At 69.0% G+C, this 21,612-nt stretch carries 21 protein-coding genes and 4 pseudogenes; 16 read left to right on the top strand and 9 right to left on the bottom strand.

The window, feature by feature from the left end:
- Positions 1 to 266 (bottom strand): FAD-dependent oxidoreductase (locus ACFYYF_RS12535; protein WP_388775688.1); only part of this gene is annotated, 266 nt, incomplete at its 3' end.
- Between the two features lie 171 nt (positions 267 to 437).
- Here ACFYYF_RS12535 and ACFYYF_RS12540 point away from each other — a divergent pair.
- The gene (locus ACFYYF_RS12540; RefSeq protein ID WP_388774407.1) at positions 438 to 806 is read left to right on the top strand and encodes an ArsR/SmtB family transcription factor; all 369 of its coding nucleotides are present in this window, start codon (positions 438 to 440) and stop codon (positions 804 to 806) included.
- 25 nt (positions 807 to 831) lie between these two features.
- Positions 832 to 1,368 (top strand): DinB family protein, encoded by a 537-nt coding sequence (locus tag ACFYYF_RS12545; protein ID WP_388774409.1) that lies wholly within the window; start codon positions 832 to 834, stop codon positions 1,366 to 1,368.
- A 122-nt stretch (positions 1,369 to 1,490) separates the two neighbouring features.
- Here the strand turns inward: ACFYYF_RS12545 and ACFYYF_RS12550 are convergent.
- From ACFYYF_RS12550 to ACFYYF_RS12560, 3 genes and pseudogenes are all read right to left on the bottom strand, one after another.
- Positions 1,491 to 2,557 (bottom strand): annotated as a pseudogene (locus tag ACFYYF_RS12550) (ArsO family NAD(P)H-dependent flavin-containing monooxygenase).
- Positions 2,554 to 3,357: an aquaporin gene (locus ACFYYF_RS12555; protein ID WP_388774411.1), complete on the bottom strand. Its 804-nt coding sequence runs from the start codon at positions 3,355 to 3,357 to the stop codon at positions 2,554 to 2,556. Before ACFYYF_RS12555 ends, ACFYYF_RS12550 begins: the two are co-directional and overlap by 4 nt.
- Before the next feature lie 36 nt (positions 3,358 to 3,393).
- Positions 3,394 to 3,708, bottom strand: coding sequence for an ArsR/SmtB family transcription factor (locus ACFYYF_RS12560; RefSeq protein ID WP_388774413.1), 315 nt, complete (start codon positions 3,706 to 3,708; stop codon positions 3,394 to 3,396).
- A 103-nt stretch (positions 3,709 to 3,811) separates the two neighbouring features.
- On the opposite strand from ACFYYF_RS12560, the pseudogene ACFYYF_RS12565 reads away from it, so the two are divergent.
- The 6 genes and pseudogenes from ACFYYF_RS12565 to ACFYYF_RS12590 form a co-directional block, all read left to right on the top strand.
- Positions 3,812 to 4,330: pseudogene (locus tag ACFYYF_RS12565) on the top strand (low molecular weight phosphatase family protein); the annotation flags it as partial.
- A gap of 171 nt (positions 4,331 to 4,501) precedes the next feature.
- Positions 4,502 to 4,921 (top strand): arsenate reductase ArsC, encoded by a 420-nt coding sequence (locus ACFYYF_RS12570; RefSeq protein ID WP_388775689.1) that lies wholly within the window; start codon positions 4,502 to 4,504, stop codon positions 4,919 to 4,921.
- 351 nt (positions 4,922 to 5,272) lie between these two features.
- Positions 5,273 to 5,668 (top strand): annotated as a pseudogene (locus ACFYYF_RS12575) (replication initiator); the annotation flags it as partial.
- A 151-nt stretch (positions 5,669 to 5,819) separates the two neighbouring features.
- Positions 5,820 to 8,507 carry a bifunctional acetaldehyde-CoA/alcohol dehydrogenase gene (gene adhE / locus ACFYYF_RS12580; protein WP_388774415.1) on the top strand — a complete coding sequence of 896 codons (2,688 nt, stop codon included), beginning with the start codon at positions 5,820 to 5,822 and terminating at the stop codon, positions 8,505 to 8,507.
- Positions 8,508 to 8,659: 152 nt separating this feature from the next.
- Complete coding sequence (locus tag ACFYYF_RS12585) at positions 8,660 to 9,082, top strand: hypothetical protein (RefSeq protein WP_388774417.1); 423 nt, start codon at positions 8,660 to 8,662, stop codon at positions 9,080 to 9,082.
- Positions 9,083 to 9,241: 159 nt separating this feature from the next.
- Complete coding sequence (locus ACFYYF_RS12590; protein WP_388774419.1) at positions 9,242 to 10,861, top strand: oleate hydratase; 1,620 nt, start codon at positions 9,242 to 9,244, stop codon at positions 10,859 to 10,861.
- Between the two features lie 290 nt (positions 10,862 to 11,151).
- On the opposite strand, the gene ACFYYF_RS12595 is transcribed toward ACFYYF_RS12590, so the two are convergent.
- From ACFYYF_RS12595 to ACFYYF_RS12615, 5 genes are all read right to left on the bottom strand, one after another.
- Positions 11,152 to 11,334 (bottom strand): hypothetical protein, encoded by a 183-nt coding sequence (locus tag ACFYYF_RS12595; RefSeq protein ID WP_388774421.1) that lies wholly within the window; start codon positions 11,332 to 11,334, stop codon positions 11,152 to 11,154.
- A complete protein-coding gene (locus ACFYYF_RS12600) occupies positions 11,334 to 11,783 on the bottom strand; it encodes a hypothetical protein (RefSeq protein WP_388774423.1) in 450 nt (149 codons plus the stop codon). Before ACFYYF_RS12600 ends, ACFYYF_RS12595 begins: the two co-directional genes overlap by 1 nt.
- 511 nt (positions 11,784 to 12,294) lie before the next feature.
- The gene (locus tag ACFYYF_RS12605) at positions 12,295 to 12,768 is read right to left on the bottom strand and encodes a DsrE/DsrF/DrsH-like family protein (protein WP_388774426.1); all 474 of its coding nucleotides are present in this window, start codon (positions 12,766 to 12,768) and stop codon (positions 12,295 to 12,297) included.
- Between the two features lie 40 nt (positions 12,769 to 12,808).
- Positions 12,809 to 13,126 (bottom strand): TusE/DsrC/DsvC family sulfur relay protein, encoded by a 318-nt coding sequence (locus tag ACFYYF_RS12610; RefSeq protein WP_388774429.1) that lies wholly within the window; start codon positions 13,124 to 13,126, stop codon positions 12,809 to 12,811.
- Positions 13,127 to 13,160: 34 nt separating this feature from the next.
- Entirely contained in the window at positions 13,161 to 14,402 is a 1,242-nt protein-coding gene (locus ACFYYF_RS12615) for an NAD(P)/FAD-dependent oxidoreductase (protein ID WP_388774432.1), read from the bottom strand.
- Between the two features lie 268 nt (positions 14,403 to 14,670).
- Here ACFYYF_RS12615 and ACFYYF_RS12620 point away from each other — a divergent pair, with 268 nt between their 5' ends.
- The 8 genes and pseudogenes from ACFYYF_RS12620 (at position 14,671) to ACFYYF_RS12655 (ending at position 21,534) form a co-directional block, all read left to right on the top strand.
- Positions 14,671 to 15,123: an OsmC family protein gene (locus ACFYYF_RS12620; RefSeq protein ID WP_388774435.1), complete on the top strand. Its 453-nt coding sequence runs from the start codon at positions 14,671 to 14,673 to the stop codon at positions 15,121 to 15,123.
- Positions 15,120 to 15,827, top strand: a complete 708-nt coding sequence (locus tag ACFYYF_RS12625; RefSeq protein ID WP_388774437.1) for an aminotransferase class V-fold PLP-dependent enzyme — start codon at positions 15,120 to 15,122, stop codon at positions 15,825 to 15,827. Before ACFYYF_RS12620 ends, ACFYYF_RS12625 begins: the two co-directional genes overlap by 4 nt.
- On the top strand, positions 15,746 to 15,973 hold the full coding sequence (locus ACFYYF_RS12630; protein ID WP_388774440.1) for a rhodanese-like domain-containing protein: 228 nt from the start codon (positions 15,746 to 15,748) through the stop codon (positions 15,971 to 15,973). Before ACFYYF_RS12625 ends, ACFYYF_RS12630 begins: the two co-directional genes overlap by 82 nt.
- Before the next feature lie 102 nt (positions 15,974 to 16,075).
- Entirely contained in the window at positions 16,076 to 17,464 is a 1,389-nt protein-coding gene (locus tag ACFYYF_RS12635; RefSeq protein ID WP_388774442.1) for a rhodanese-like domain-containing protein, read from the top strand.
- A 177-nt stretch (positions 17,465 to 17,641) separates the two neighbouring features.
- Entirely contained in the window at positions 17,642 to 18,226 is a 585-nt protein-coding gene (locus tag ACFYYF_RS12640; protein WP_388774445.1) for a rhodanese-like domain-containing protein, read from the top strand.
- 695 nt (positions 18,227 to 18,921) lie between these two features.
- Positions 18,922 to 19,023: pseudogene (locus ACFYYF_RS12645) on the top strand (hypothetical protein); the annotation flags it as partial.
- Positions 19,024 to 19,082: 59 nt separating this feature from the next.
- Positions 19,083 to 19,466 carry a hypothetical protein gene (locus ACFYYF_RS12650; RefSeq protein ID WP_388775753.1) on the top strand — a complete coding sequence of 128 codons (384 nt, stop codon included), beginning with the start codon at positions 19,083 to 19,085 and terminating at the stop codon, positions 19,464 to 19,466.
- 1,024 nt (positions 19,467 to 20,490) lie between these two features.
- Entirely contained in the window at positions 20,491 to 21,534 is a 1,044-nt protein-coding gene (locus ACFYYF_RS12655; protein WP_388774448.1) for a PP2C family protein-serine/threonine phosphatase, read from the top strand.
- The last annotated feature ends 78 nt before the right edge of the window (positions 21,535 to 21,612 follow it).

Genomic DNA, 21,612 nt, shown 5'->3' on the forward strand with positions numbered 1-21,612 from the left:
TCCCCGCCGGATGGGTAGGCGGCGGCGTCCGGCTTCACCCATCCGGTGGGGGCGAGCAGCTTCTCCGCGGCCGGGTCCGTCACCTCGCCCCAGGTCGAGAACAGCCGCACATGTGCCCACTCGCGCACCGCCGTTCCGGCGGCCACCCCGGCTTCCAGGACCAGCGGGGTGAGACCGCGGTCGACCAAGTGGGCGGCGGCGGCGAGTCCGGTGGGACCGGCTCCGATCACGACGACGGGCAGATCGGTGGTGACGGGCGCGTTCACGGTCGACTCCTCGCTGTTTCGACATCTGTCGATGGCTTGCGATGTCAGCATGACACCTGATTCGATGGACGTCAACATAGACATTTATCGAATTCACCGGCCTGCCGAAGGGCCTCGGGGTGGCCGGGCCCGACCCTCGCCGGTTGGTTCGATGTATGTCAACATAGATGCATGTCGAATACGAAGGTGTTGCCGCTGCTGGAACCCGAGGTCGCCGGAACGGTGGCCCCGTGTTGCCCGCCTCTGACTGAGCGGCCACTGACCGTGGAGGAGGCTGAGCGGACCGCCGCGATGTTCAAGGCCCTCGGCGACCCGGTGCGACTGCGCCTCTTCTCGCTCGTCGCCTCGCACGAGGGCGGCGAGGCGTGCGTGTGCGACATCTCCGACGTCGGCGTCTCCCAGCCGACGGTGTCCCACCATCTGAAGAAGCTCAAGGAAGCCGGCCTGCTCAGCTCCGAGCGGCGCGGCACCTGGGTCTACTACCGGGTGGAGCCGTCGATGGTCGCCACGATGGGACAAATGCTGGGCACCATAGGCTGAGCGCGCTCGGGCGGAGGTGGGTTCGGTGAGCGAGTCCGCAGTGGACCGTGAGGCGGTCCACGAGGAGATGGAGCGCGCCCGCGCGACCTTTCGTCAGCTCCTCGACAACGCCAGCGAGGCCGACCTGCGCCGACGAACCAACGGCACTCGCTGGACCAACGAGCAGATGCTGTTCCACATGCTCTTCGGCTACATCCTGATCCGGCCCCTCCTGGTCCTGCTGCGGACCTTCGGGCGGCTACCGCGCGGAGCAGGCCGAGTCTTCGCCCGGCTCCTGAACGCCGCCACAAGGCCCTTCGACATCGTCAACTACCTGGGCCCCTTGGGCGGCGCGAAGGTCCTGGGGCAGCGCCGGATGGGGAGGGTGTTCGACCGTGTCATCAACGACCTGCACCGTCGCCTCGACGCGGAACGGGAATCCGATCTCGCGCTGAGCATGCACTACCCCACCCACTGGGACCCCTTCTTCCGTGACGTCATGACCATCGCGGACCTGTATCACTACCCGACCCGGCACTTCGACTTCCACCACCGACAGCTCACACTGGCGTCGGAAAGCTGACGGGAGAGCGCGGGAGCCGACCGTCTGTGCGTCCCCGGGCAGCGCGAGGGGTCAGCGCGAAGCCGAACAGGGCCAGCATCATCCATGGCGGCACGAAGTAGGACGCGAATATCCTGCCGTGCTTACGGGGATGCAGCGGCAAGGAGCGCGCGAATGCCAAGCGCTGTGTCGCGGGCAGGCCGGCCGACGCCGATGAGCGTGGCGGAGGCGGGGCCGGTCCAGTCGCCGTAGCCGAGCAGGTGCAGGCGCGGTTCGTCTTCCGCTTTTGTGCCGTGGACGGCGATGTGCCCGCGTCGGCCACGGAGTTGAAGCGGTGCGAGGTGGGACAGTGCGGGGCGGAAGCCGGTACACCAGATGATCGTGTCGGCCTCGGCGCGCGTCCCGTCAGCCCACTCGACGCCACCCGGGAGCAGGCGGGAGAACATCGGGCGCGCCTTGAGCAGACCACCGTCGCGGGCCTCACGTACCGGCGGGACGGCCACGATGTCCCCGAGTGAGGCAACACCGCCCGTGTCGGAGAGTCCGCTGTCGAGCGCGCGGCGCCGGGCGGTGGCCGCGTCGAACAGGGCACGCCCATCGATGTCGTCGGCCAGGAATCGAGGCGGCCGCTGGGTGACCCAGGTCAACTGTGTGTCGTAGGCGAGATCGGCGGCGATCTGCACCCGGAGTTCCCGCCCCCCACCACGACGATCTTGCACCCTTGGAGATCGTCGGGACTGCGGTATTCCACTGTGTGCATCTGGCGGCCCTCGAAGGCCGTGCGACCGGGGACGGCGGGCAGGAAGGGACGCCACCAGGTCCCCGTCGCACTGATCACGGCGCGGGCGTGCCAGGTGCCCGAGTCGGTCTCCACCCTCAGGAACGGACCGTCTCGATGGACGCCGAGCACGCACACGGGCCGCTCGACGGGGAGTTCGTAGCGCTTCTCGTAGTCGGCCAGGTACTCCACCACGTGCCCGGCGTCCGGGCAGATCCGGCCGAGCTGCGGTGGCATGAAACGGCCGGGCAGCGAGGAGTACGCGGCGGGCGAGAACAGGTGGAGCGATTCCCAGGTGTGCTGCCAGGCTCCGCCGGGTGTGGCCTGGGCATCGAGGATGACGAACTCGATGCCCAGTCGGCGCAGGTGATACCCGGCGGCGAGCCCGGCCTGGCCGCCGCCGATCACTACAACCTGGGTTGTCAGCGTCATTCGGTGGGCTGCTCGGCTTCGCGTCGGCCGGTCATGAAGATGAGGGCCACCAGTGCTAGCCCCACCGCAGCGCCGATGATCTGCATGCCGATGAATCCGGGGACCGAGCCGGGTGCGATGCCGGCGAAGGTGTCGGTGAAGGCACGGCCGATCGTGACTGCCGGGTTGGCGAAGGAGGTGGACGAGGTGAACCAGTAGGCGGCGCCGATGTACGAGGCGACCGCGACGGGTGCGAAGCGCAGCCGGTCGGTGCGGGCCAGCCCGAAGATCAGCAGGATCAGCCCGGCCGTTGCGACGACCTCGCCCAGCAGCAGATGACCAGTGGAGCGGTCGTGCGTGGACCATGTCACCAGCGGCTCACCGAACATAGCGTCGGCCAGGATCGCGCCGGCGATAGCGCCGGCGATCTGCGCGGGTACGTAGGCCGCGGTCTCACGCAGGGTGACTCCGGCGCCACCCCGGCGGGCGGTCCACCACTCGGTCAGGGTGACCACTGGGTTGAAGTGCGCGCCGGAGACCGGGCCGAGCAGGGCGATCAGGACGCCGAGGCCGAAGACGGTGGCCGTAGAGTTGGCGAGCAACTGGAGACCGACATCCTTGGTCAGTTCGGTGGCCTGGATGCCGGAGCCGACCACGATCGCGACCAGGGCCGCGGTGCCGACCAGTTCGGCCGCCGCCCTGGCGATCAGCGGGGGTGCCTGGGGCGGAGTGGCGCCCGGTGCGGGCTGCGGCACGGACGCGTCAGGGGCTGGGGCAGATCCCATGGTGCCGTCTCGCTCGGTCGCCTCGGTGGCGCTCAACAGGACTCCTCATTGCAGGTCGCCACGGGGGCGGGATCAGGGGCAGGACCGCTTGACGTTGTTCTCGGCGGTGGCGCGCGCGGTCTCCGCCAGGTCGGCGAACTGGCCCGCGAGGGAGGCGATGACATCGGGCCTGAGCCGGTAGTAGGTGAACCGGCCGCACGGCTCCGTGTCCACGACACCGGCCTCTCGCAGCACCTTCAGATGGTTGGAGAGGTTGGTCTGCTTGGCTCCCGTCTCCTCGATCAGGTGCGTGCTGCACAGCGTCTCCCTGGCGAGCAGGGTGACGATCTGGAACCGGAGCGGGTCGGCCAGAACCCGCATCAGATCAGTGTCGACCGACGTCATCATGGACTGATACTCTCACATCACTCCCGACTGATACCAGCGTGGAGTGATTCCTGGGACCCGCATCCCCACACAGGGGGGGACCCACGCCCCCGAAGGGGTTCCCATGACCGCATCCCCGCCCCCCGCCCTCCCAGATGAGCGTCTCGCGTCAGGCATCGCCGGCCTTGCCCTCCGCCACCGCGGACGCTCCTCACCCGAGACCATCCGGCGCCTCGTGATCGACTCCAACGAGCGCCTGGCCGAGCAAGCACGCGTCCGCACGCACCTGGTCGTGCTGGCCGAGCACCCTACCGCCGAACGGCTGGCAGCGCTCCAGCACATCCAGGGGGTGCCCGGCGTCGGCCTGCCCCGTGTGCTGTTCGTGTGCAGCCAGAACTCGGGCCGCTCCCAGATGGCCGCCGCCCTCCTCGCGCACCGCGCTGGAGGCCATGTCGTCGTTTCCTCCGCCGATACGCACCCCGCCGCCGAGGTAGGGCCCGTCGTCACGCAGGTCCTGACCGAGGCCGGCGTGGACATCAGCGGCGCCTTCCCCAAGCCGCCGACCGACGAGGTCGTGCGCGCCGCCGACGTCATCATCACGATGGTACGCGGGGACGCGTGCCCGATCGTGCCCGGCCGCCGCTACCTGGACTGGCCCGTGACCGACCCCGAGGACGCACCGATCGCCGTCGTCCGAACGATCCGCGACGATCAACGCCCACATCACCGACCTGCTCAGCTCCATGCGGATCGCCTGAACCTCCCCTCCCGCAACACCGCACCATTCGCTCGATCACTTACGAAGGAAGAACCGATGTCCTCCAGCCCGCTCGCCTCCGTGCTCTTCGTCTGTGTCCACAACGCCGGACGCTCGCAGATGGCCGCCGGATTCCTGAACCACCTCGCGGGCGACCGGATCGAGGTCCGCTCCGCCGGCTCCATCCCGGGCGACGAGGTCAACCCCGCCGCGGTCGAGGCCATGAAGGAAGTCGGCGTCGACATCGCCGACGCCAAGCCGAAGATCCTCACCACCGAGGCCGTCCAGGCGTCCGACTACGTCATCACCATGGGCTGCGGCGACGCCTGCCCGATCTTCCCCGGCAAGAAGTACCTCGACTGGGCCCTCGAAGACCCGGCCGGCAAGGGCGTCGAGTCCGTCCGCCCGATCCGCGACGAGATCAAGACCCGCATCGAAGCCCTGATCGCCGAGATCGACGCTGCCGCGCGGGCCTAGAGCTGACGCGCGCAGTCCTGAGCGAGGTGAGCGGTCGTCGCCTCGCCTCCCCAGGTGTGCCTCGGTGCGGGCAGTCGGCCGACCGGGCGGGACCGGCGGCCACGCCGCATGCCCGCCCGGGGCGGCCGGGCTGTCCGGCGCGCCGCAGGCGCGCCCATGGGTAAGTAGAGACGCTTTAGATAGATCCGTTCGGGTCACCTGCTGCTGAGACGGAACGCGAGCTGTGCGCGCTCCGCGCTCACGCGCAGCTCTTCAACGATCAGGGGCGGGCGTCCACGGTGGCGGTGACTCGATAGGTGATCAGGATCGGCGGGCCGTCAGTCATGCGCAGGTCCACCCGCTCGTCGATGCGCTCACCCGATCTACGTGGCCGGCCATTCGACCGTGTTCCGTCCGGACACGGGTCAGGTGCTGCGCCACTACGACACCGACGACGAACCCGGTGGACGCCTGCCGGTGGGGTGCCGCAACCGTCGTGAGACCCGGTGCGGGACGTGCTCCCGTCTCCACTCCGGGGACACCTTCCACCTGGTGCGCTCGGGCATTCTCGGAGACAAGGGGATTCCCGCGGCCGTTGCTGCTCACCCGCGGCTCTTCGTCTCTCATGCATGGACCATGACCACGCCGGAAGAGGTCCTGGAGGACTGCGGAGACCTTCCGCGCGCGATCCGGGGGGACGTATCGGGTGGACGGTGCAGTCGGCGTCGTCAACAGGCCGCCCGTCCGCGTCACTTCGGGGCCGGTCGGCCCCGCGCAGGGACCAACGGCGTCTGGGGCGGGACCCCGCTGACGGGAGACGCTGCCCGTGTGAGCGGCGGCGGCCATCCCCCGCAGCCACTCCCTCCCAGCGCCGCTGACCACGCGGTGCCGTCCTCATCAACGACGGAGGCTCGCCCCGATGACCCGCCACGACGACCGCAGCGCGAACACCACCCCCACCGCCGCGCCGTCCGACATCGCCATAGCGGTGGACCGCCTGGTGACGGACGGGCTCAAGGCGCTCGACGACTACGAGGCACTCGATCAGGAGCAGGTCGACCACATCGTGAAGAAGGCCTCGGTCGCCGCGCTGGACCAGCACACGAGACTCGCGCGGCTCGCGGTGGAGGAGACCGGGCGTGGCGTCTTCGAGGACAAAGCGGCCAAGAACATGTTCGCCTGCGAGTACGTCACGCACAGCATGGGCCCGATGAGGACCGTCGGTGTCATCGCCCGCGACGACCTCGACGACATGACCGAAGTGGCCGAGCCGGTCGGCGTGGTGTGTGCGATCACCCCGGTCACCAACCCGACCTCGACCACCGTCTTCAAGGCACTGATGGCTCTGAAGACCCGCAACCCGATCGTGTTCGCCTTCCATCCCAACGCCCAGGGCTGCAGCACCGAGGCGGCCCGCGTCGTGCGGGACGCAGCCGTTGCGGCGGGCGCTCCGGAACACTGCGTGCAGTGGATCGAGATCCCGTCCGTGGAGGCGACCGGCGCCCTGATGCGTCACCCGGGTGTCTCGCTGATCCTCGCCACCGGTGGCAACGCCATGGTCAAGGCCGCGTATTCGGCGGGCAAGCCCGCTCTCGGCGTGGGCGCCGGCAACGTCCCCGCCTACGTGCACCGGAGCGCGGATCTGCGCCGGGCCGTCAACGACCTCGTGCTGTCCAAGTCGTTCGACAACGGCATGATCTGCGCCTCCGAACAGGCCGTCATCCTGGACGAGGAGATCTACGACGCGGTCCTCACCGAATTCCGCACGCTGCACGCCCACTTGGCCACGGCCGAGGAGAAGGCGAAGCTGGAGGCCTTCCTGTTCCCGGTCGGTGCCGCGGGGGCGGGCTGCGAGCCCAAGGTCAACTCCGCGGCCGTCGGCCGGAGTCCGGCGTGGATCGCCGAACAGGCGGGCTTCGCCGTCCCCGCCGACACCTCCCTCATCCTGGCCGAGGCGGCGCGAGTCGGCCCCGACGAGCCTCTGACACGCGAGAAGCTGTGCCCGGTCCTCGCCGTCCTGCGCGCGAGTTCCGAGCAGCAGGCCTTCGACCTGGCCACCGACATGGTCGCCTTCCACGGCCAGGGTCACAGCGCCGTCATCCACACCAAGGACCCCGCGCTGGCGGAGTCGTACGGCCGGCGCATGAAGACGGTGCGGATCATCGTCAACGCCCCGTCCTCGCAGGGCGCGATCGGCGGCATCTACAACAGCCTGCTGCCGTCGCTGACACTGGGCTGCGGTTCCTGGGGCAGCACGTCGGTGTCGAACAACGTCTCCGCCGCCCAACTGCTGAACGTCAAACGCGTCTCGGCGCGCCGCAACAACCTGCAGTGGTTCAAGGTCCCGCCGAAGATCTACTTCGAGCCGCAGTCCATCCGCTACCTCGCCTCCATGCCGGACGTCCACCGCGTCACCGTCGTCACCGACGCGACCATGACCCGCCTCGGCCTCGTCGACCGGGTCGAGCGCGTGCTCCGCCGACGCCACGAGGCGGTCACCGTCCAGGTCATCGACAACGTCGAACCCGAGCCGAGCATCGACTCCGTCCGGCGCGGCGCCCGCCTCATGGGCGACTTCCGCCCGGACACCATCATCGCGCTGGGCGGCGGCTCCCCCATGGATGCCGCCAAGGTGATGTGGCTGCTGTACGAACAGCAGGCCGAGGGCAGGGACGTCGACTTCGCCGACATGCGGCACAAGTTCTCCGACATCCGCAAGCGCGCCTTCCGCTTCCCCGTGCTCGGCAGACTCGCCCGCCTGGTGTGCATCCCCACCACCTCCGGCACCGGCGCCGAGGTGACCCCGTTCGCCGTCATCTCCGACCCCGCCACCGGCAAGAAGTACCCCCTCGCCGACTACGCGCTCACGCCCAGCGTCGCCATCATCGACCCGCTCCTCACCACCGCGCTGCCCCGGGCGCTGGCCGCCGACAGCGGCTTCGACGCCCTCACCCACGCCATCGAGGCGTATGTGTCCGTCTACGCCAACGACTTCACCGACGGCCTCGCCCTGCACGCGATCCGGATGATCTTCGACAACATCGAGGCGGCGGTCAACGACCGGGCGGCCCGGCCGGAGGCACAGGAGAAGATGCACAACGCCGGGACCATCGCCGGCATGGCGTTCGGCAACGCCTTCCTCGGCATCGTCCACGCCATGTCCCACACACTAGGGGCCACGTTCCACATCGCACACGGCCGTACCAACGCCGTCCTGCTGCCGCACGTCATCCGATACAACGGCACCGTCCCGACGAAACTCACCGGCTGGCCCAAGTACGAGAGCTACCACGCCCCCGAACGCTTCCAGGACATCGCCCGCACCCTCGCCCTACCCGCCGCCACGCCGGCCGAGGGAGTCGAGTCGCTCGCCCTGGCGGTGGAACGGCTGCGCGACGCCGTGGGTATCGAACCGGCCTTCCAGGCGCTCGGGGTCGATGAACGCGCCTTCCTCGACGCCCTGCCGCAGCAGGCCCTCAACGCCTACGAGGACCAGTGCGCGCCCGCCAACCCCCGGATGCCGATGCTCGACGACATGGCGGAGCTGATGCGAGCGGCCTACTACGGCCATGGCACAAAGACCGGCGGCGTCGTTCCGGCGAACTGAGAAGCGCCGACCGAGCCGGCCCCTCTTCTGTCCCCTTCACCTCGCCCTCTCAGGAGGATCCCTCACATGGAACTCCCCGGCACCTGTGGCTGCCCGACGCCGCAGCCCTACGCGCACCACATGTGTCCGACACACCGAAGAAGGGACCCCCGATGACCACCGACGACACCCAGGAGACCCCCCTCGTTCGGCTGCGCTCCGACGGCGCCGTGGACGAGGAGACCCTGGCCTACGCCCGCACGAAGATCGACATGGCCCTGGGCAGGCCCGGCCTGGCCGTCGTCACCGGCGAGGTGCACCTCGTGCGGGCGACCGCCCACCACGCCGGCCGCCCGTGGTCGGCCACGGCCGACCTGCGCATCGGCGGTCGTCACGTGGTGGCGGCGGCCGAGGAGGCGACGGGCACGGAGGTCGTCGACCGGCTCCAGGACCGGCTGCGCCGCCAGACCGACCGGGCCTCACAGCTCTGGGACAACGGACACCGGACGACGGTTCCGCCCTGGCGTGGAGGGTCCGCAGGATCTGCCCCCGCCGCGGCACCCGGCAGCACGGCGGAGGACTCCCGTACGGAGTGATCCCGCAGGGACGACGGGCCCGGTCGGTCACGGTTCGCCGACCGGGCCACCGGCTTGCCCGCCGTCCGCGGGCGCTCCGCCGGGGCCCCGCCGTCAGGGCCGACCGGACCGATCGGGTGACCAACGGCCCACTGACGCACGACCGGGCGGCAGGAAACCGTGGAAGGCACGGTTCCCGACCGACCTGCGAGGAAGAGGAGTTGTGTGATGGCGAAGGCCTATCTGGTGGGAGGCGGAATCGCGGCACTGGCCGCGGCGACGTTCCTGATACGGGACGGCGGCTTCAAGGGGTCCGACATCCACCTCTTCGAGGAACAACGGACCCTCGGCGGCAGCCTGGACGCGGGTGGCACACCGGACGCCGGCTACTCCATGCGCGGCGGGCGCATGTTCGAGGCCGAGTTCCGCTGCACCTACGACCTGCTGTCCGCCATCCCCAGCCTCGACGACCCCACGGTCTCGGTCACAGCGGAGATCCTGGCCGGTCATGAGGACTTCGCCTGGGACGACATCGCCCGGCTGGTCGACGGCGACGGCAAGATCGTCGACACGGCCTCGATGGGATTCTCGGAACGTGACAGGCTGGAGCTGGTCCGCTGCCTGGCCACGTCCGAAGGCCAGTTGGGCGGCAAGCGAATCTCCGACTGCTTCGGCGAACACTTCTTCACCACGAACTTCTGGTTCATGTGGTGCACCACGTTCGCCTTCCAGCCCTGGCACAGCGCGATCGAGTTCCGCCGCTACCTGCGGCGCTTCATCCATCTGTTCTCCGATTTCGCCTCCCTGTCCGGTATCCACCGGACCCGTTACAACCAGTACGACTCCATCGTCCGGCCCCTGACCGCCTGGCTCGACGAGCACGGCGTCACCGTGCACACCGGCTGCCGTGTCACGGACCTCGGTCTCACCCCGGGCATCGGGAGCGGCACGGTGGAGTCCATCCATCTGAGCCGGGGCGGCGAGGACGAGAAGGTCACCGTCGCACCCGAGGACCTCGTCCTCGTCACCAACGGGTCGATGACCGACGCCTCCAGCCTCGGTTCGCACACGTCGGCGCCTCGGCCGGCTCCGCCTCGCTCGGACGCATGGCTGCTGTGGCACCGGCTGGCCCGCGGCCGCGACGACTTCGGTGCCCCCGAGGTCTTCGACAAGCGCGTCAGGGAGTCCCGCTGGGAGTCGTTCACGGTCACCACCAAGGACCCCGCGTTCCTGAAGGCCCTCGAGGAGTTCAGCGGCCGCCCGACCGGGAGGGGCGGCCTGATGACCTTCACCGCGTCCAACTGGCTTCTCACGATCGTCGCCAACCGCCAGCCGGTCTACCGCGACCAGCCGGAGGACGTCGGGGTCCTGTGGGGCTACGGTCTCTTCCCCGGCCGTGCCGGAAACAGCACTCCCAAACCCATGACGATGTGCACGGGCCGCGAGATCCTCGAAGAGGTCCTGCACCACCTCCCGTTCGACGAGCGGACGGCGGACCGGATCCGGGAGACCTCCACCGTCGTACCCTGCGTGATGCCGTACATCACGAGCCAGTTCCTGGCCCGCCGCAGCGGCGACCGGCCCCGGGTGGTCCCGGAGAGGTCGGTCAATCTCGCCTTCATCGGGCAGTTCGCCGAGGTGCCCGACGACGTGGTCTTCACCGTCGAGTACTCCGTACGCACGGCCTGGACGGCGGTCGCGCAGCTCCTGAGGCTGGACAAGCGTCCGCCGCAGGTCTACAAGGGCCATCACGACCCCCACGTGCTGGCTGCCGCCCTGGAAACCATGCACCGTCGGTAAGGCACGGAAGCGCGTGCGCTGTTCCACCGTGTGGACCATCGGCACCTGCCCGAAAGGTGCGGCCCGGCAGACTGCGAACCTGCGAGCGGCACGGGTCCCCCGCGGTGCCGCTCCGCTTCACGTGCGGCACCCTTCATCGCAGCATTTCCGATGACAGCAGGCTGGGCAGTGGCGGCGTCGGCGAACAGCCAGCCCGGGTAGGGAACGGTGAACTCGTCCTCGCGCGCGATCAGATCGCGCCTGCGGTGTCCGGCACCGGCCAGGTAGGAGTACCTGAGTTCGCGTGCCGTCTAGCCTGACAGTGTCGCCGAGAGCACGACGACCGGAGTGCGCAGGCTCCCGAGCCAGTGCAGCAGCCGCATCAGGATGCGCCGGCTGAACCCGGTCAGTGCGTGCTCCTCGTCGACGACAATGCACTTGCCTGACAGGGACAGTATCCGCAGGGCGCTGTCGCGTACCGGGAGCGCGGCCATCAGTGCCTGGTCGACGGTGGCGACGGTGAACTGGACCAGCAGTGCGCGGTCCCAGCCGCGTACCCAGCCGTCCGGGAGGATCCTCCGCCAGGTCCCGCTCTTCTCACCGTGGACGGCCGGCCGGAAGCCGTCTTCATCGGTGTGAGGGTCGTCGCCAGTGCAGGCGGGGACGTCACCGGGGCGAGCATCTCATCGCTGTAGGCGGCGTTCAGCCAGCTGCGGTTGTGCACGAGCGTCAGCACACCCGGGGTGGTCCGGCGCGCATGAAGATAGCCGCACAGCGCGTCGTAGGCGGCGTCCGCGGTGGCCGTGGTGGGCAGCGGGGAGCGCAGTCCCCGGCTCCCCCAGACGTCGTTGAGGATGCGGACCGCCTCTGGTGCAGTAGCGGTCTTGCCCGCGCCGGTGGCGTCGGTGACCAGCACGATCCCGGCGCCCCGTGCACCCGCCAACTGGGGCAGGCTCTCCAGGATTGACGCCCGAAGTGGGTTCGGGGCGTGCAGGTGGGGATGCGCGGTGGTAAACGGCAGCACTGGCAGGTCGATTACGCGCCAGCCGTGACTCTCCAGCACCTCACGGGCCCTTCACCGGGCCCAGGCGAAATGCTGGGCCGCACCGCAGACGGGCGCATCCCCCCGCGACGCCCACACTTTGCGCTGGCCGGTCGGCGGCCATCACCAGCCCGGTCATGAGCACCGCCGCCGTGACCAACACCTGCTCCGGCACTGCTTCAGCACCCGTCAGATGCCGCACCTGAGCGGCGTAGCGGTGGCGGATCTCCCGCCACAGACGGCCGCCCAACTCGACCTGCACGCGCCTGGCGGTCACGGTCTTCCAGAAGAACAGACGACGGCGGGCAGGACGAGGAGGCCGCCCGGCCCGAACGACTCGTCGTCGGGGTGGGTGACAACCGCCAGTACGTGCCGTACTCCGTCCGGCAGGCCGGGGAGGGTGCCGGACGTCTCAGGTGTAGATGATCTGGCCGCCGGCCGCGTGCTCGTAGAACTCGCCGACCGTGATGATGCCCTGGACCTGTTCGACGAGGTCGTCCTTGTCGAGTTCGAAGAGGTCCACCGACGCCTTGCAGGCGTAAATGCCCGCGCCGGTGTCGGAGATCATCTCGATGAACTCAGGGATCGGCGGGATGTCGATCTTGTCCATCTTGCGTTCCATGTACCGGGTGATCAGGTCGGGCACCCCCGGCATGCCGCCCAGCAGGGTGGGCAGGTGCAGGCCCGGGTTGCCGACGGTGGCCAGCCTGATGTGCTCCCAGCGCTTCTTCGTGATGGCGTCCAGGCCGAAGAAGGTGAAGAACAGATCGGCATCGATGCCTTCGGCGCGGGCGCCGTTGGCCATGATCAGCGCCGGGTAGATCCCTTCCAGGGATCCCTTGGAGACGATGATCGAGACCTTCTCGATCGTTGCGGTTACGGCCACGGTGGCACGCTCCTCGATGGCAGAGACGATGGCAGGAATATCAGATGCAGCCGCGCGGCTTGGGGATTCCGGCGATCTTCGCGGCGGTCTTCGCCGGGCCCTTGGGGAAGAGCTGGTAGAGCTCCTTGACGCTCACGCCGGAGGTCTTGCCGAGGACGCGCACGGTAGGGCCGGTGCCCTTTTCCGCGTATTGGGCGCGCATGAAGCGGATGACCGTCCAGTGCCGGTCTGTCAGCGTCTCGATGCCGGACTCGTGGGCGATCTGTTCGGCCATGGGTTCGGTCCACCGCGCGGGGTCGGTGAAGAAGCCCTCGTCGTCGACGGGGACGGCTGTCTCGCCGTAAGTGGCTGTGGGCATGGCTGCGTTCTCCTTCGTTCAGACGCTCGGACGTTCAGAAGTGGACGTGGTGCTTGCCGCGCTCGGGCATCGCCGAGTCGATTCCGGGCAGTTCCCGGCCGGGCAGGAGGCTGTGCCAATACAGCCATTCGAAGGCGAGCTTGCCGAGGTGGTTGGCGTGCGACTCCTTCAGCAGCGGCAGGCCGACGGCGGCCGGGAAGTGGCCGGGCAGAGGTTCGGTTTCGTAGTTGAAGTCGATCAGCAGCGCCTTGTGAAAGCCGGTCTCGACGAAACAGTTGGTGTGTCCGTCGAAGGTGGCGTCCAACGGCTGTCCGGCCAGGAATCGGCCGATGTTGTCGGTGAGCGTCTCCCCCGCGAAGTGCGCCACCGAGCCGGCCTTGGACGCCGGCAGCCCGGCCGCGTCGCCGATCGCGAACACCTCTGGGTGGTCAGGGTGTTGGAGGGTGTGCTGGTCGACAGGGATGAAGCCCAGCTCGTCGCCGAGGCCCGGGGAGCGGCCGACGTACGATGCGCCGCCGTGCAGAGGCACGACCACTGCGAGGTCGAACGGGACTTCGCGCTCGTCGTACGAGAACAGCTGGCCACCCGCGCCGTCGACCTCTCCCAGCGTGAACTCGGTGACCAGTTGAATGCCCTTCTGCTCCAGCAGCCCGCTGAGCGCCTTGGCCGCGACGGGCTTGGTGAAGGCGCCGTCCAGCGGGGTGACATAGGTCAGCTCGACCCGGTCACGGACGCCGCGCAGCCGGAAGTACCAGTCGGCCAGGAAGGCGAACTCCAGCGGCGCCACGGGGCATTTGACCGGCAGATCGGCCATGTTCACCACGAGGCGCCCTCGCTCGAAGCGCTCAAGGACGTGGTGCAGCCCGACGGCTCCGGGCAGGTCGTAGAAGGTGAAGACCTTCTCGCCCCAGCCGGGACCGGTCAGCCCCTCGGTCTCCTCCGGGAGGAGTGCGGCTCCCGTGGCGACCACGAGGACGTCGTAGGTCAGCCGTATGCCGCCGCCGAGGTGCACCGTCCGCGCGTCCAGGTCGACCCGCTCGATCTCAGCCCGCTTGTAGTCGACGGCGGCGCTCAGCTGACGCGGGCGGGACCGGACGAGGTGGTGCGGCTCAGCCATGCCGAAGGGAACGAACAGCAGGCCGGGCTGGTAGACGTGGTCGTCGTCCTGGTCCACGACGGTGATCCGGCATGCGCGCTCGTCGTACATGCGGCGTAGCCGGTTGGCGGCCAGCGTTCCCGCGGTGCCGCCTCCGAGTATCACGACGTGTGTGCCCATGTCCCCACTGTCGTAGGGGAGATGAGGCCCGGACATGGGCCACTGGTCCCACACCGGTACCCACCCGGGTACCTCTTCGCTCCGCCTCTCCGACCCTGCACATCTGCAACAAATACACCGAAAAAATACCCTCCAGGGTATATTGTTGAGACGGTCGACGCGAGGGCCGAACGGGCCAGGTCTCACCCCGTCGGCCTCTCGATCAGCCGTGCGGTTAGCGGTCGACTGGAACTGGCACCAGCCGACGCCGAAGAGAAGGGGCCCGGCCATGACCGGCACCGCACCCCAGGCCACCACCACAAGCCGACCGCCGCAGGCGGAGACACACAGCTTCGTGGTCACTCACGTCGACCGCGACATCTGCACCGTGGACATCCGCGGCCACCACTTCCAGGTCGACCAGCCTCTCGAGGCCGGCGGCTCGGACCTCGCGCCCACTCCTACCGAGTTGTTCGCTGCTTCCCTTGCCACCTGTGTCGCCTTCTACGCGGGCCGATTCCTCCACCGCCACAGCCTGGACCACGCCGGACTGCGTGTCCGTACGCAATTCACGATGGCCACCGACCGACCGGCCCGGGTGGCCTCCGTGCACGTCACGATCATTCCGCCGCCCGGGCTGACCGAGCAGCGCCGCGCGGCCCTGCTCGCCGTCGCCTCGCGCTGCACGGTCCACAACACCCTGCACCAGCCACCCGAGATCGACATCAAGCTGGCGTCATGAGCACGCCGATCGCCGCACCTGTGACACCGTTCGTGGACCGCATCCGCCGCGGCCTGATCGGCGATGAGGAAGTACTGGCGGGCCCCTACGGGCCGCGTCGCCTCGTCTACGCCGACTACACCGCCTCCGGACGCTCCCTGGACTTCATCGAAGACTTCGTGCGCGAGCAGGTGCTGCCCCTCTACGGCAACACGCACACGGAGAGTTCGAGCACGGGACTGCAGACGACCCGGCTGCGCGAGGACGCCCGGCGCATCGTCCATGACGCGGTCGGCGGCACCGACGACGACCTCGTCGTCTTCTGCGGCTCGGGGGCCACCGCGGCGGTCAACAAGCTGGTCGGCATCCTGGGACTGCGTCGGCCCGCCCCGCTCCCCCAAGCCCTACGGCCGGTCGTGTTCGTCGGCCCCTACGAGCACCACTCGAACGAACTGCCCTGGCGGGAGTCCGTCGCCGACGTCGTCGTCATCGACGAGGACGCGGACGGTCACGTCGATCTCGGTGAGCTGGAGGCACAACTGGTCCGGTACGCCGACCGGCCGCGGCTCATCGGCAGCTTCTCCGCCGCTTCCAACGTCACCGGCATCCTCACCGACGGCCGGAGGAGTACAGGGCGGGACACGTGCCCGGCGCGCAGCTTGCCCCGCTGTCCGCACTGGCCACCGCGCCGCCCCACCTGCCCAGGGGGCGCCAGGTGTACGTGATCTACGCAAGCGGCAACCGCAGCCGGTGGGCCGCGGACCGGCTCGCCGCCGCCGGGATGGACGCCCTTTCCGTCGCCGGCGGGACCCGGGGGTGGGCCGGCACCGGCCGCCCTCTCGCGACAGGGTCCACCCCAGGGACGGCCTGACCTTCCCCCACTTACACGCCTGCCCCTTCGGGGAGCAGGCCACCTTTTGATCTCCCACATACCCCCCCGGGTATATGGGTATCATCACTTACGGAGGTTCCCGTGTTCTTCGCCCAGTACTACCTCGACTGCCTCTCGCAGGCGTCGTACATGATCGCCGACGAGGCCACCGGCCAGGCCGTGGTCGTCGACCCGCGCAGGGACGTCTCGGAGTACCTGGCGGACGCCGAGGCCCGAGGTTTCACCGTGGTCGGTGTCATCAACACGCACTCCCACGCGGACTTCGTCGCAGGACACCTGGAGATGGCGGCCCGTACCGGTGCGTGGATCGGCTACGGCCGGCGGGCCGAGACGGAGTATCCGATCCGCAAGCTGGCCGACGGCGAGACGATCAGCCTCGGTGACGTCACCCTGGAGATCATGGAGACGCCGGGGCACACCCCGGAGTCGATCAGTGTGGTGATCTACGAACGCGGTGAGCACACCGTCCCGTACGGTGTGCTCACCGGTGACGCGCTCTTCATCGGCGACGTGGGCCGCCCCGACCTGCTCGCCTCCATCGGCGTCACCGCCGATGAACTCGGCGCCATGCTGTACGACAGCGTCCAGAACAAACTGATGGGCCTGCCGGACGAGGTAAGGGTCTTCCCCGCGCATGGCGCCGGGTCCGCCTGCGGCAAGAACCTCTCGACCGAGAAGCAGTCCACCATCGGCGAGCAGCGCGCCACCAACTACGCGTGCGCACCGATGAGTGAGGCCGAGTTCGTGGCCATCGTGACCGCCGGCCAGGCCGCCGCCCCCGGCTACTTCGTCTACGACGCGATTCTCAACCGCAGTGAGCGCCCACTGTTCGACCCGGCCACCGCCCCCCGGCCGCTGGCCCTCGCGGACTTCACCGGCCTCCGCGCCTCCGGCGCCGTCGTCGTCGACGCCCGCGATCCGCAGGAGTTCGCCGCTGGTCACCTGCGTGGGTCCGTGAACGTGCCTGCCGACAGTCGGTTCGTCGAACAGGCCGGAACCGTCCTGCCCGCCGACGCCGACCTGCTGGTCATCGCCCCGCAGAACCGGGAGGAGGAGATCGTCACCCGTCTGGCCCGGATCGGCTTCGACCGAGTGGCCGGCTATCTGCGCTCCCCGGACGACGCGCTGACCGCACTCGCCGAGGAGGTCACCCCGGCCAGCCGCCTCACCGCCGCCCAGGTCCGTACCGCCCTGGAGAGCGACAACCCGCCGGTCGTCATCGACGTCCGCAACTGCGGTGAACGCGGCGAGCACGGCTTCATCGACGGAGCCCTTCACATCGCGCTCGGCGAACTGCCCCGCCGCCTGGACGAGATCCCGCGCGAGAAGCCCCTGATCCTGCACTGCGCGGGCGGCCACCGCTCCTCGATCGCCGCGAGCCTGCTGCGCCACATCGGATTCACCGACGTCTCCGACATCCTCGGCGGCTACGCCGCCTGGGCCCTGCTCAACGCACCCGCCGCGGTCTGATCCGGCGGCCCGACCCCAGGGCGGCCGGCCCACGGCCCAGCCGCGAAAGCCGCTGGCGCACCCGCTCGGGGCCCTCAAGCCCTGACCGGCTCCGCGCGGGTGCGCCACCCCTCACCTGTACCCGCATGTACCCCTCCCGCACTTCCATGCGGGTCACCTCACCACGACGGAGTTTTCATGACCATCGACGTCTCCCGCGCCGCCGGTTTCACCCCCTCCGCCCTTCAGCAGCTGATCAAGGACGGACGCGGACCGCGCGTGCTGGACGTGCGCACCCCGGGCGAATTCCGGACGGTCCACATCCCCGGCTCCTACAACGTCCCGCTGGATACTCTCCGCGAGCACCGTGCCGAACTCCTCGCCCACCTCGACGAGGGTGTGATCCTGGTCTGCCGTTCCGGCGCCCGCGCCGCCCAGGCCGAGCAGGCTCTCGCCGAGGCCGGTCTGCCCAACTTGCGCGTGCTGGACGGCGGCATGATGGCCTGGGAAGCCGCCGGTGCTCCCGTCAACCGAGGCGAAGCGCGGTGGGACCTCGAACGCCAGGTCCGCCTGATCGCGGGATCCGTCGTGCTGGTCACCGGCCTCGTCGGCCTGTTCGTCCCGGGAGCACACCTGATCGGCACCGCCATCGGTGCTGGGCTGACGTTCGCCGCGCTCAGCAACACCTGCGCCATGGGCATGCTGCTCTCCAAACTGCCCTACAACCGCGGCCCGCGCACCGATATCCGGACCGTCCTCGCCTCTCTGAGGGAACACTCGTGATCACGCTCGTCTTGGAGCAAGAACCCGCCGCCGTCCCAGCCTGATATTTGAGCACAGCGCGGGCCCGTCCTTCGTTTCGGACAGGCCCGCTCCTACTCCTGCTCCCTGAGGCCGCCGGTGCCCGACCGCGGCGCGGGCACAGGGTTGCCCAGCACGGTGATCGCTGTCGGGCCAAGCGGTTGTTCCGTGGCGTCGGAGTTGCCGGGGGCTGCGGCAGAATTTCGGCGTACCAGGCGTCTACGCAGGGCGGCGTTCTCGGCATACAGATGCGCGGTGAAGGTGGCCAGGGCGTCCGATCGGCCCTGAAGGTCATGAGCTTGGTCGCGGCTGGGCCGTCCGAGCGCGCAGCCTGGCGATGGTGTCATCGCGGGCGGCTTCACCGGGCGTGCCTCTGATCGGGTAAGGGGCACAGGCATCCCATTCCGCGAGGACGTCGGCGGCGCGGTGGACGGTGGCGTGGCTGACACCGGCTTCGCGAGCGAGGTTCTCCTTGGCGAGGGCGCCATCGGTGTGCCGAGGCTGTCCGGCACGAGGCGGCTCATGGCGGCGCGGAGCTTGCTTTCGGAGGTCAAGGAGACGGCCATTCAAAGATCCTGGGCGATTGCGGTGGCGATGGATTCGACGTCGCCGAACCGATCACCTCGCGGTGAAACCCCGCTGCGGTGTGGGAAGTCCTTCGCCTAGCCTCTGACCTCATGAGCCTCCCCGCCGCGCCGCGGCCACTGACCGAGGCTGAGGTAGCCGAAGCTGAAGCCCAACTCGGAGTCGGTTTCCCTCACGAATACCGTCGTTACTTGTTGCGGGTGAGTGCTGGTGGGGCTGTAGCCCAGCTTGAGAAGACGGAAAACGGCTGGTCGTGGGCAGGAAACAACACGAGGCGGCGCGACCTGCTGGTCCCTGCCTTTCCCTCATCCCCCAGTCCTACGAGGACACCGATGACGAGCTTGATCTGCGTCTGCCTCAGACTGAAAACTACCCGACCGAGGATGCGTTATCGGAGGCCATGAGTGCATGGAACGCCGAGTGCTGGGAGTTCGACGAGCGGAAGGCGGCGGGGTCCGTGGTCGCGACGGAGCATGGCTGTGGATTTGCCACGTTGCTGGTGATCACGGGCCCTCTCACTGGCACCCGGTGGTGGGATGGACGGGCCACCTGCGATCTGATCGTCCCGCTGTCCCTCGACCATTCTGGCGGCGCACGGCCGGTGACTTTCGGCGAGTGGCTGGGGCGTGACTCCTGAGACCTGCTACCGCCCGGCTGGAGATAAAGCCCGGCGTCATCATGCGGATCGGAGGAAGATTCCTGCGATGTGCAGCGCGGCGCGACAGACCGTGGCCGTCTTCTCGTAGCGGGTGGCCAGGGCCACGCCACTGGTTGAGCCGGTTGACACACCGCTCGACAGTGCTGCGCCGCGTATAGGTATCGCGGTCAAAGCCGGGTGGTCAGCCACATCGTGTGCCGAAACTGCCGGACGAGCAAGGTTGGTGGATGATGACGGGGCCAGCGGCCACAACCGACTCGTCGCCTGAAAGCCAACCGGCATCAGGACCACCCAAGGTGTTCAGTGAAGCCCCGCCGGTCTGTAGACGTCCGCGCCGGGATCTGGCACATGACTGTAGGTGGGCGAGCTCTCGTCGCTACGGGGGCGAAGGCCCCAGCCAGACACAGCCACCCGCCCGAGCTTCGACGAGGTCCAGTCTGTTGTACTCGACGCGTGAGCCGCCAAGCTGCTGCCCGACATCGTGGGCGACCCGACCGCGCTGTCGTGAGCCGCCCCGCCCCACCACCAAGCTTTGCATGACCGGCGAAAAGCCCGCCGAAATGGTGTGCCGCCTGCCCTGGAAACGCTCGTTGAGCTGGCGCCGCTCAACACCAGCGACGGTGGAATCAGGTCACCGATGGCCATCACCGTCACAGCTGCACTCGCCATGGTCCGCCCAGTACGCCAGCGTCTGCTGCGGGAGGCACTGGTGCGTATGGCCCAGGCGTTCGGGTACGTCGAAGCCGAGGTGAACCTCCTGCAGGACGGGACCTCGTGCAACTTGCAAACGAGGATTTCTTCGAGCTGGTTGGCCCTACCCCGCCGTGCTCGGTGCCGGCTTGGCGTGGCGCTGCGAGCGATGAGCCCCCTTCCGAGAGAGCATGACTGCCGGTCCGGCTCGTGCCGGTCAGACCGTGGCGCTCGTTCGGGCAGGAAGCGTAGGTATCCGGTGCGGGTTGGCAGCGGGCGTGAGACGGCCGTGGTCACCCGTTCCGCGGCGCTTGTGACGGCAGCCTTGCTGTACGGGGTGGTCGTGGTGCTGCAACTGTGCACGCCTGCGAGCGTGCGCATCCCCTCGGTACTGGTCGTTGTCCCGGCCGTCGTGGCGCTGGCCTTCGGCCCCGGCGTGATCGTCGGCTCCGCAGTTCTGGCGGCCGGTACCCGCTGGGCGTTCTTCCCGATCGACCACCGTCTCGGGGCGGCGATCGGAACCACCGCAGTGATCTGTTCCATCGCCGCGTTGGGCTGCTTCGTCGTACGCCTGCGCGAGCGGGAAGCGGTCCGGCTGGCGAAGGTCAACTCCGTCGCCGAAGCCGCCCAGCGCGCGATCCTGCGCCCGCCGCCCGCCACCGTGGGACAGTTCCACACAGCGGCCCGCTACCGCGCCGCCACCGAGTACGCGCGCATCGGCGGCGACTTCTACGCCGCCACCGACACCGCCTTCGGTGTCCGGGCCCTGATCGGCGACGTTCGAGGCAAAGGCCTGGACGCCGTGGCGACCGCCGCTGCCATCCTCGGCTCCTTCCACGAGGCCGCCCACCACCACCCCACTCTCCGCCACCTGGCCGATGCTCTCGACACCAGCCTGCGCCGCCACCTGAACGACACAGAAGCCTTCGCCACCGCGTTCCTGCTCGAAGTCGGCCACGACAACTGCGTCCGGACACAGTCCTGCGGGCACCCGGCCCCCCTTGTCATCCGCGCCCACGACGTCATCGACCTGCCCGCACCGCCCGGCCTGCCTCTGGGACTGAGACCACTGGGAGATGCCGCCCTCTCTCACCACCCCGCAGCCCCACCCTCCACCCGGCTGCACCCTGGGGACACCGTACTGATGTACACCGACGGACTCACCGAGGCCCGCGACGACTCCGGCGCGTTCTACCCCCTTGCCGACCGACTCACCGCCTACGCCCACCTCGACCGTCCGAAGACGAACCCCGGCGACTTCCTGGAATGGGTCGAACAGGATGTACGCGCCTACGCCGGAGATACTCCCCACGACGACGCCGCCCTCCTCGCCCTCACATGGAATCGCAAACCATGACAACGTCTCCTCCCTCATCGGCGGGGAACAGCCTCGCGGCGTGCGCTCGTCGCCGGCCGACGTACAACGCAGTGGGCG

The sequence above is a fragment of the Streptomyces sp. NPDC001914 genome (assembly GCF_042891215.1).
Lineage (GTDB): Bacteria > Actinomycetota > Actinomycetes > Streptomycetales > Streptomycetaceae > Streptomyces.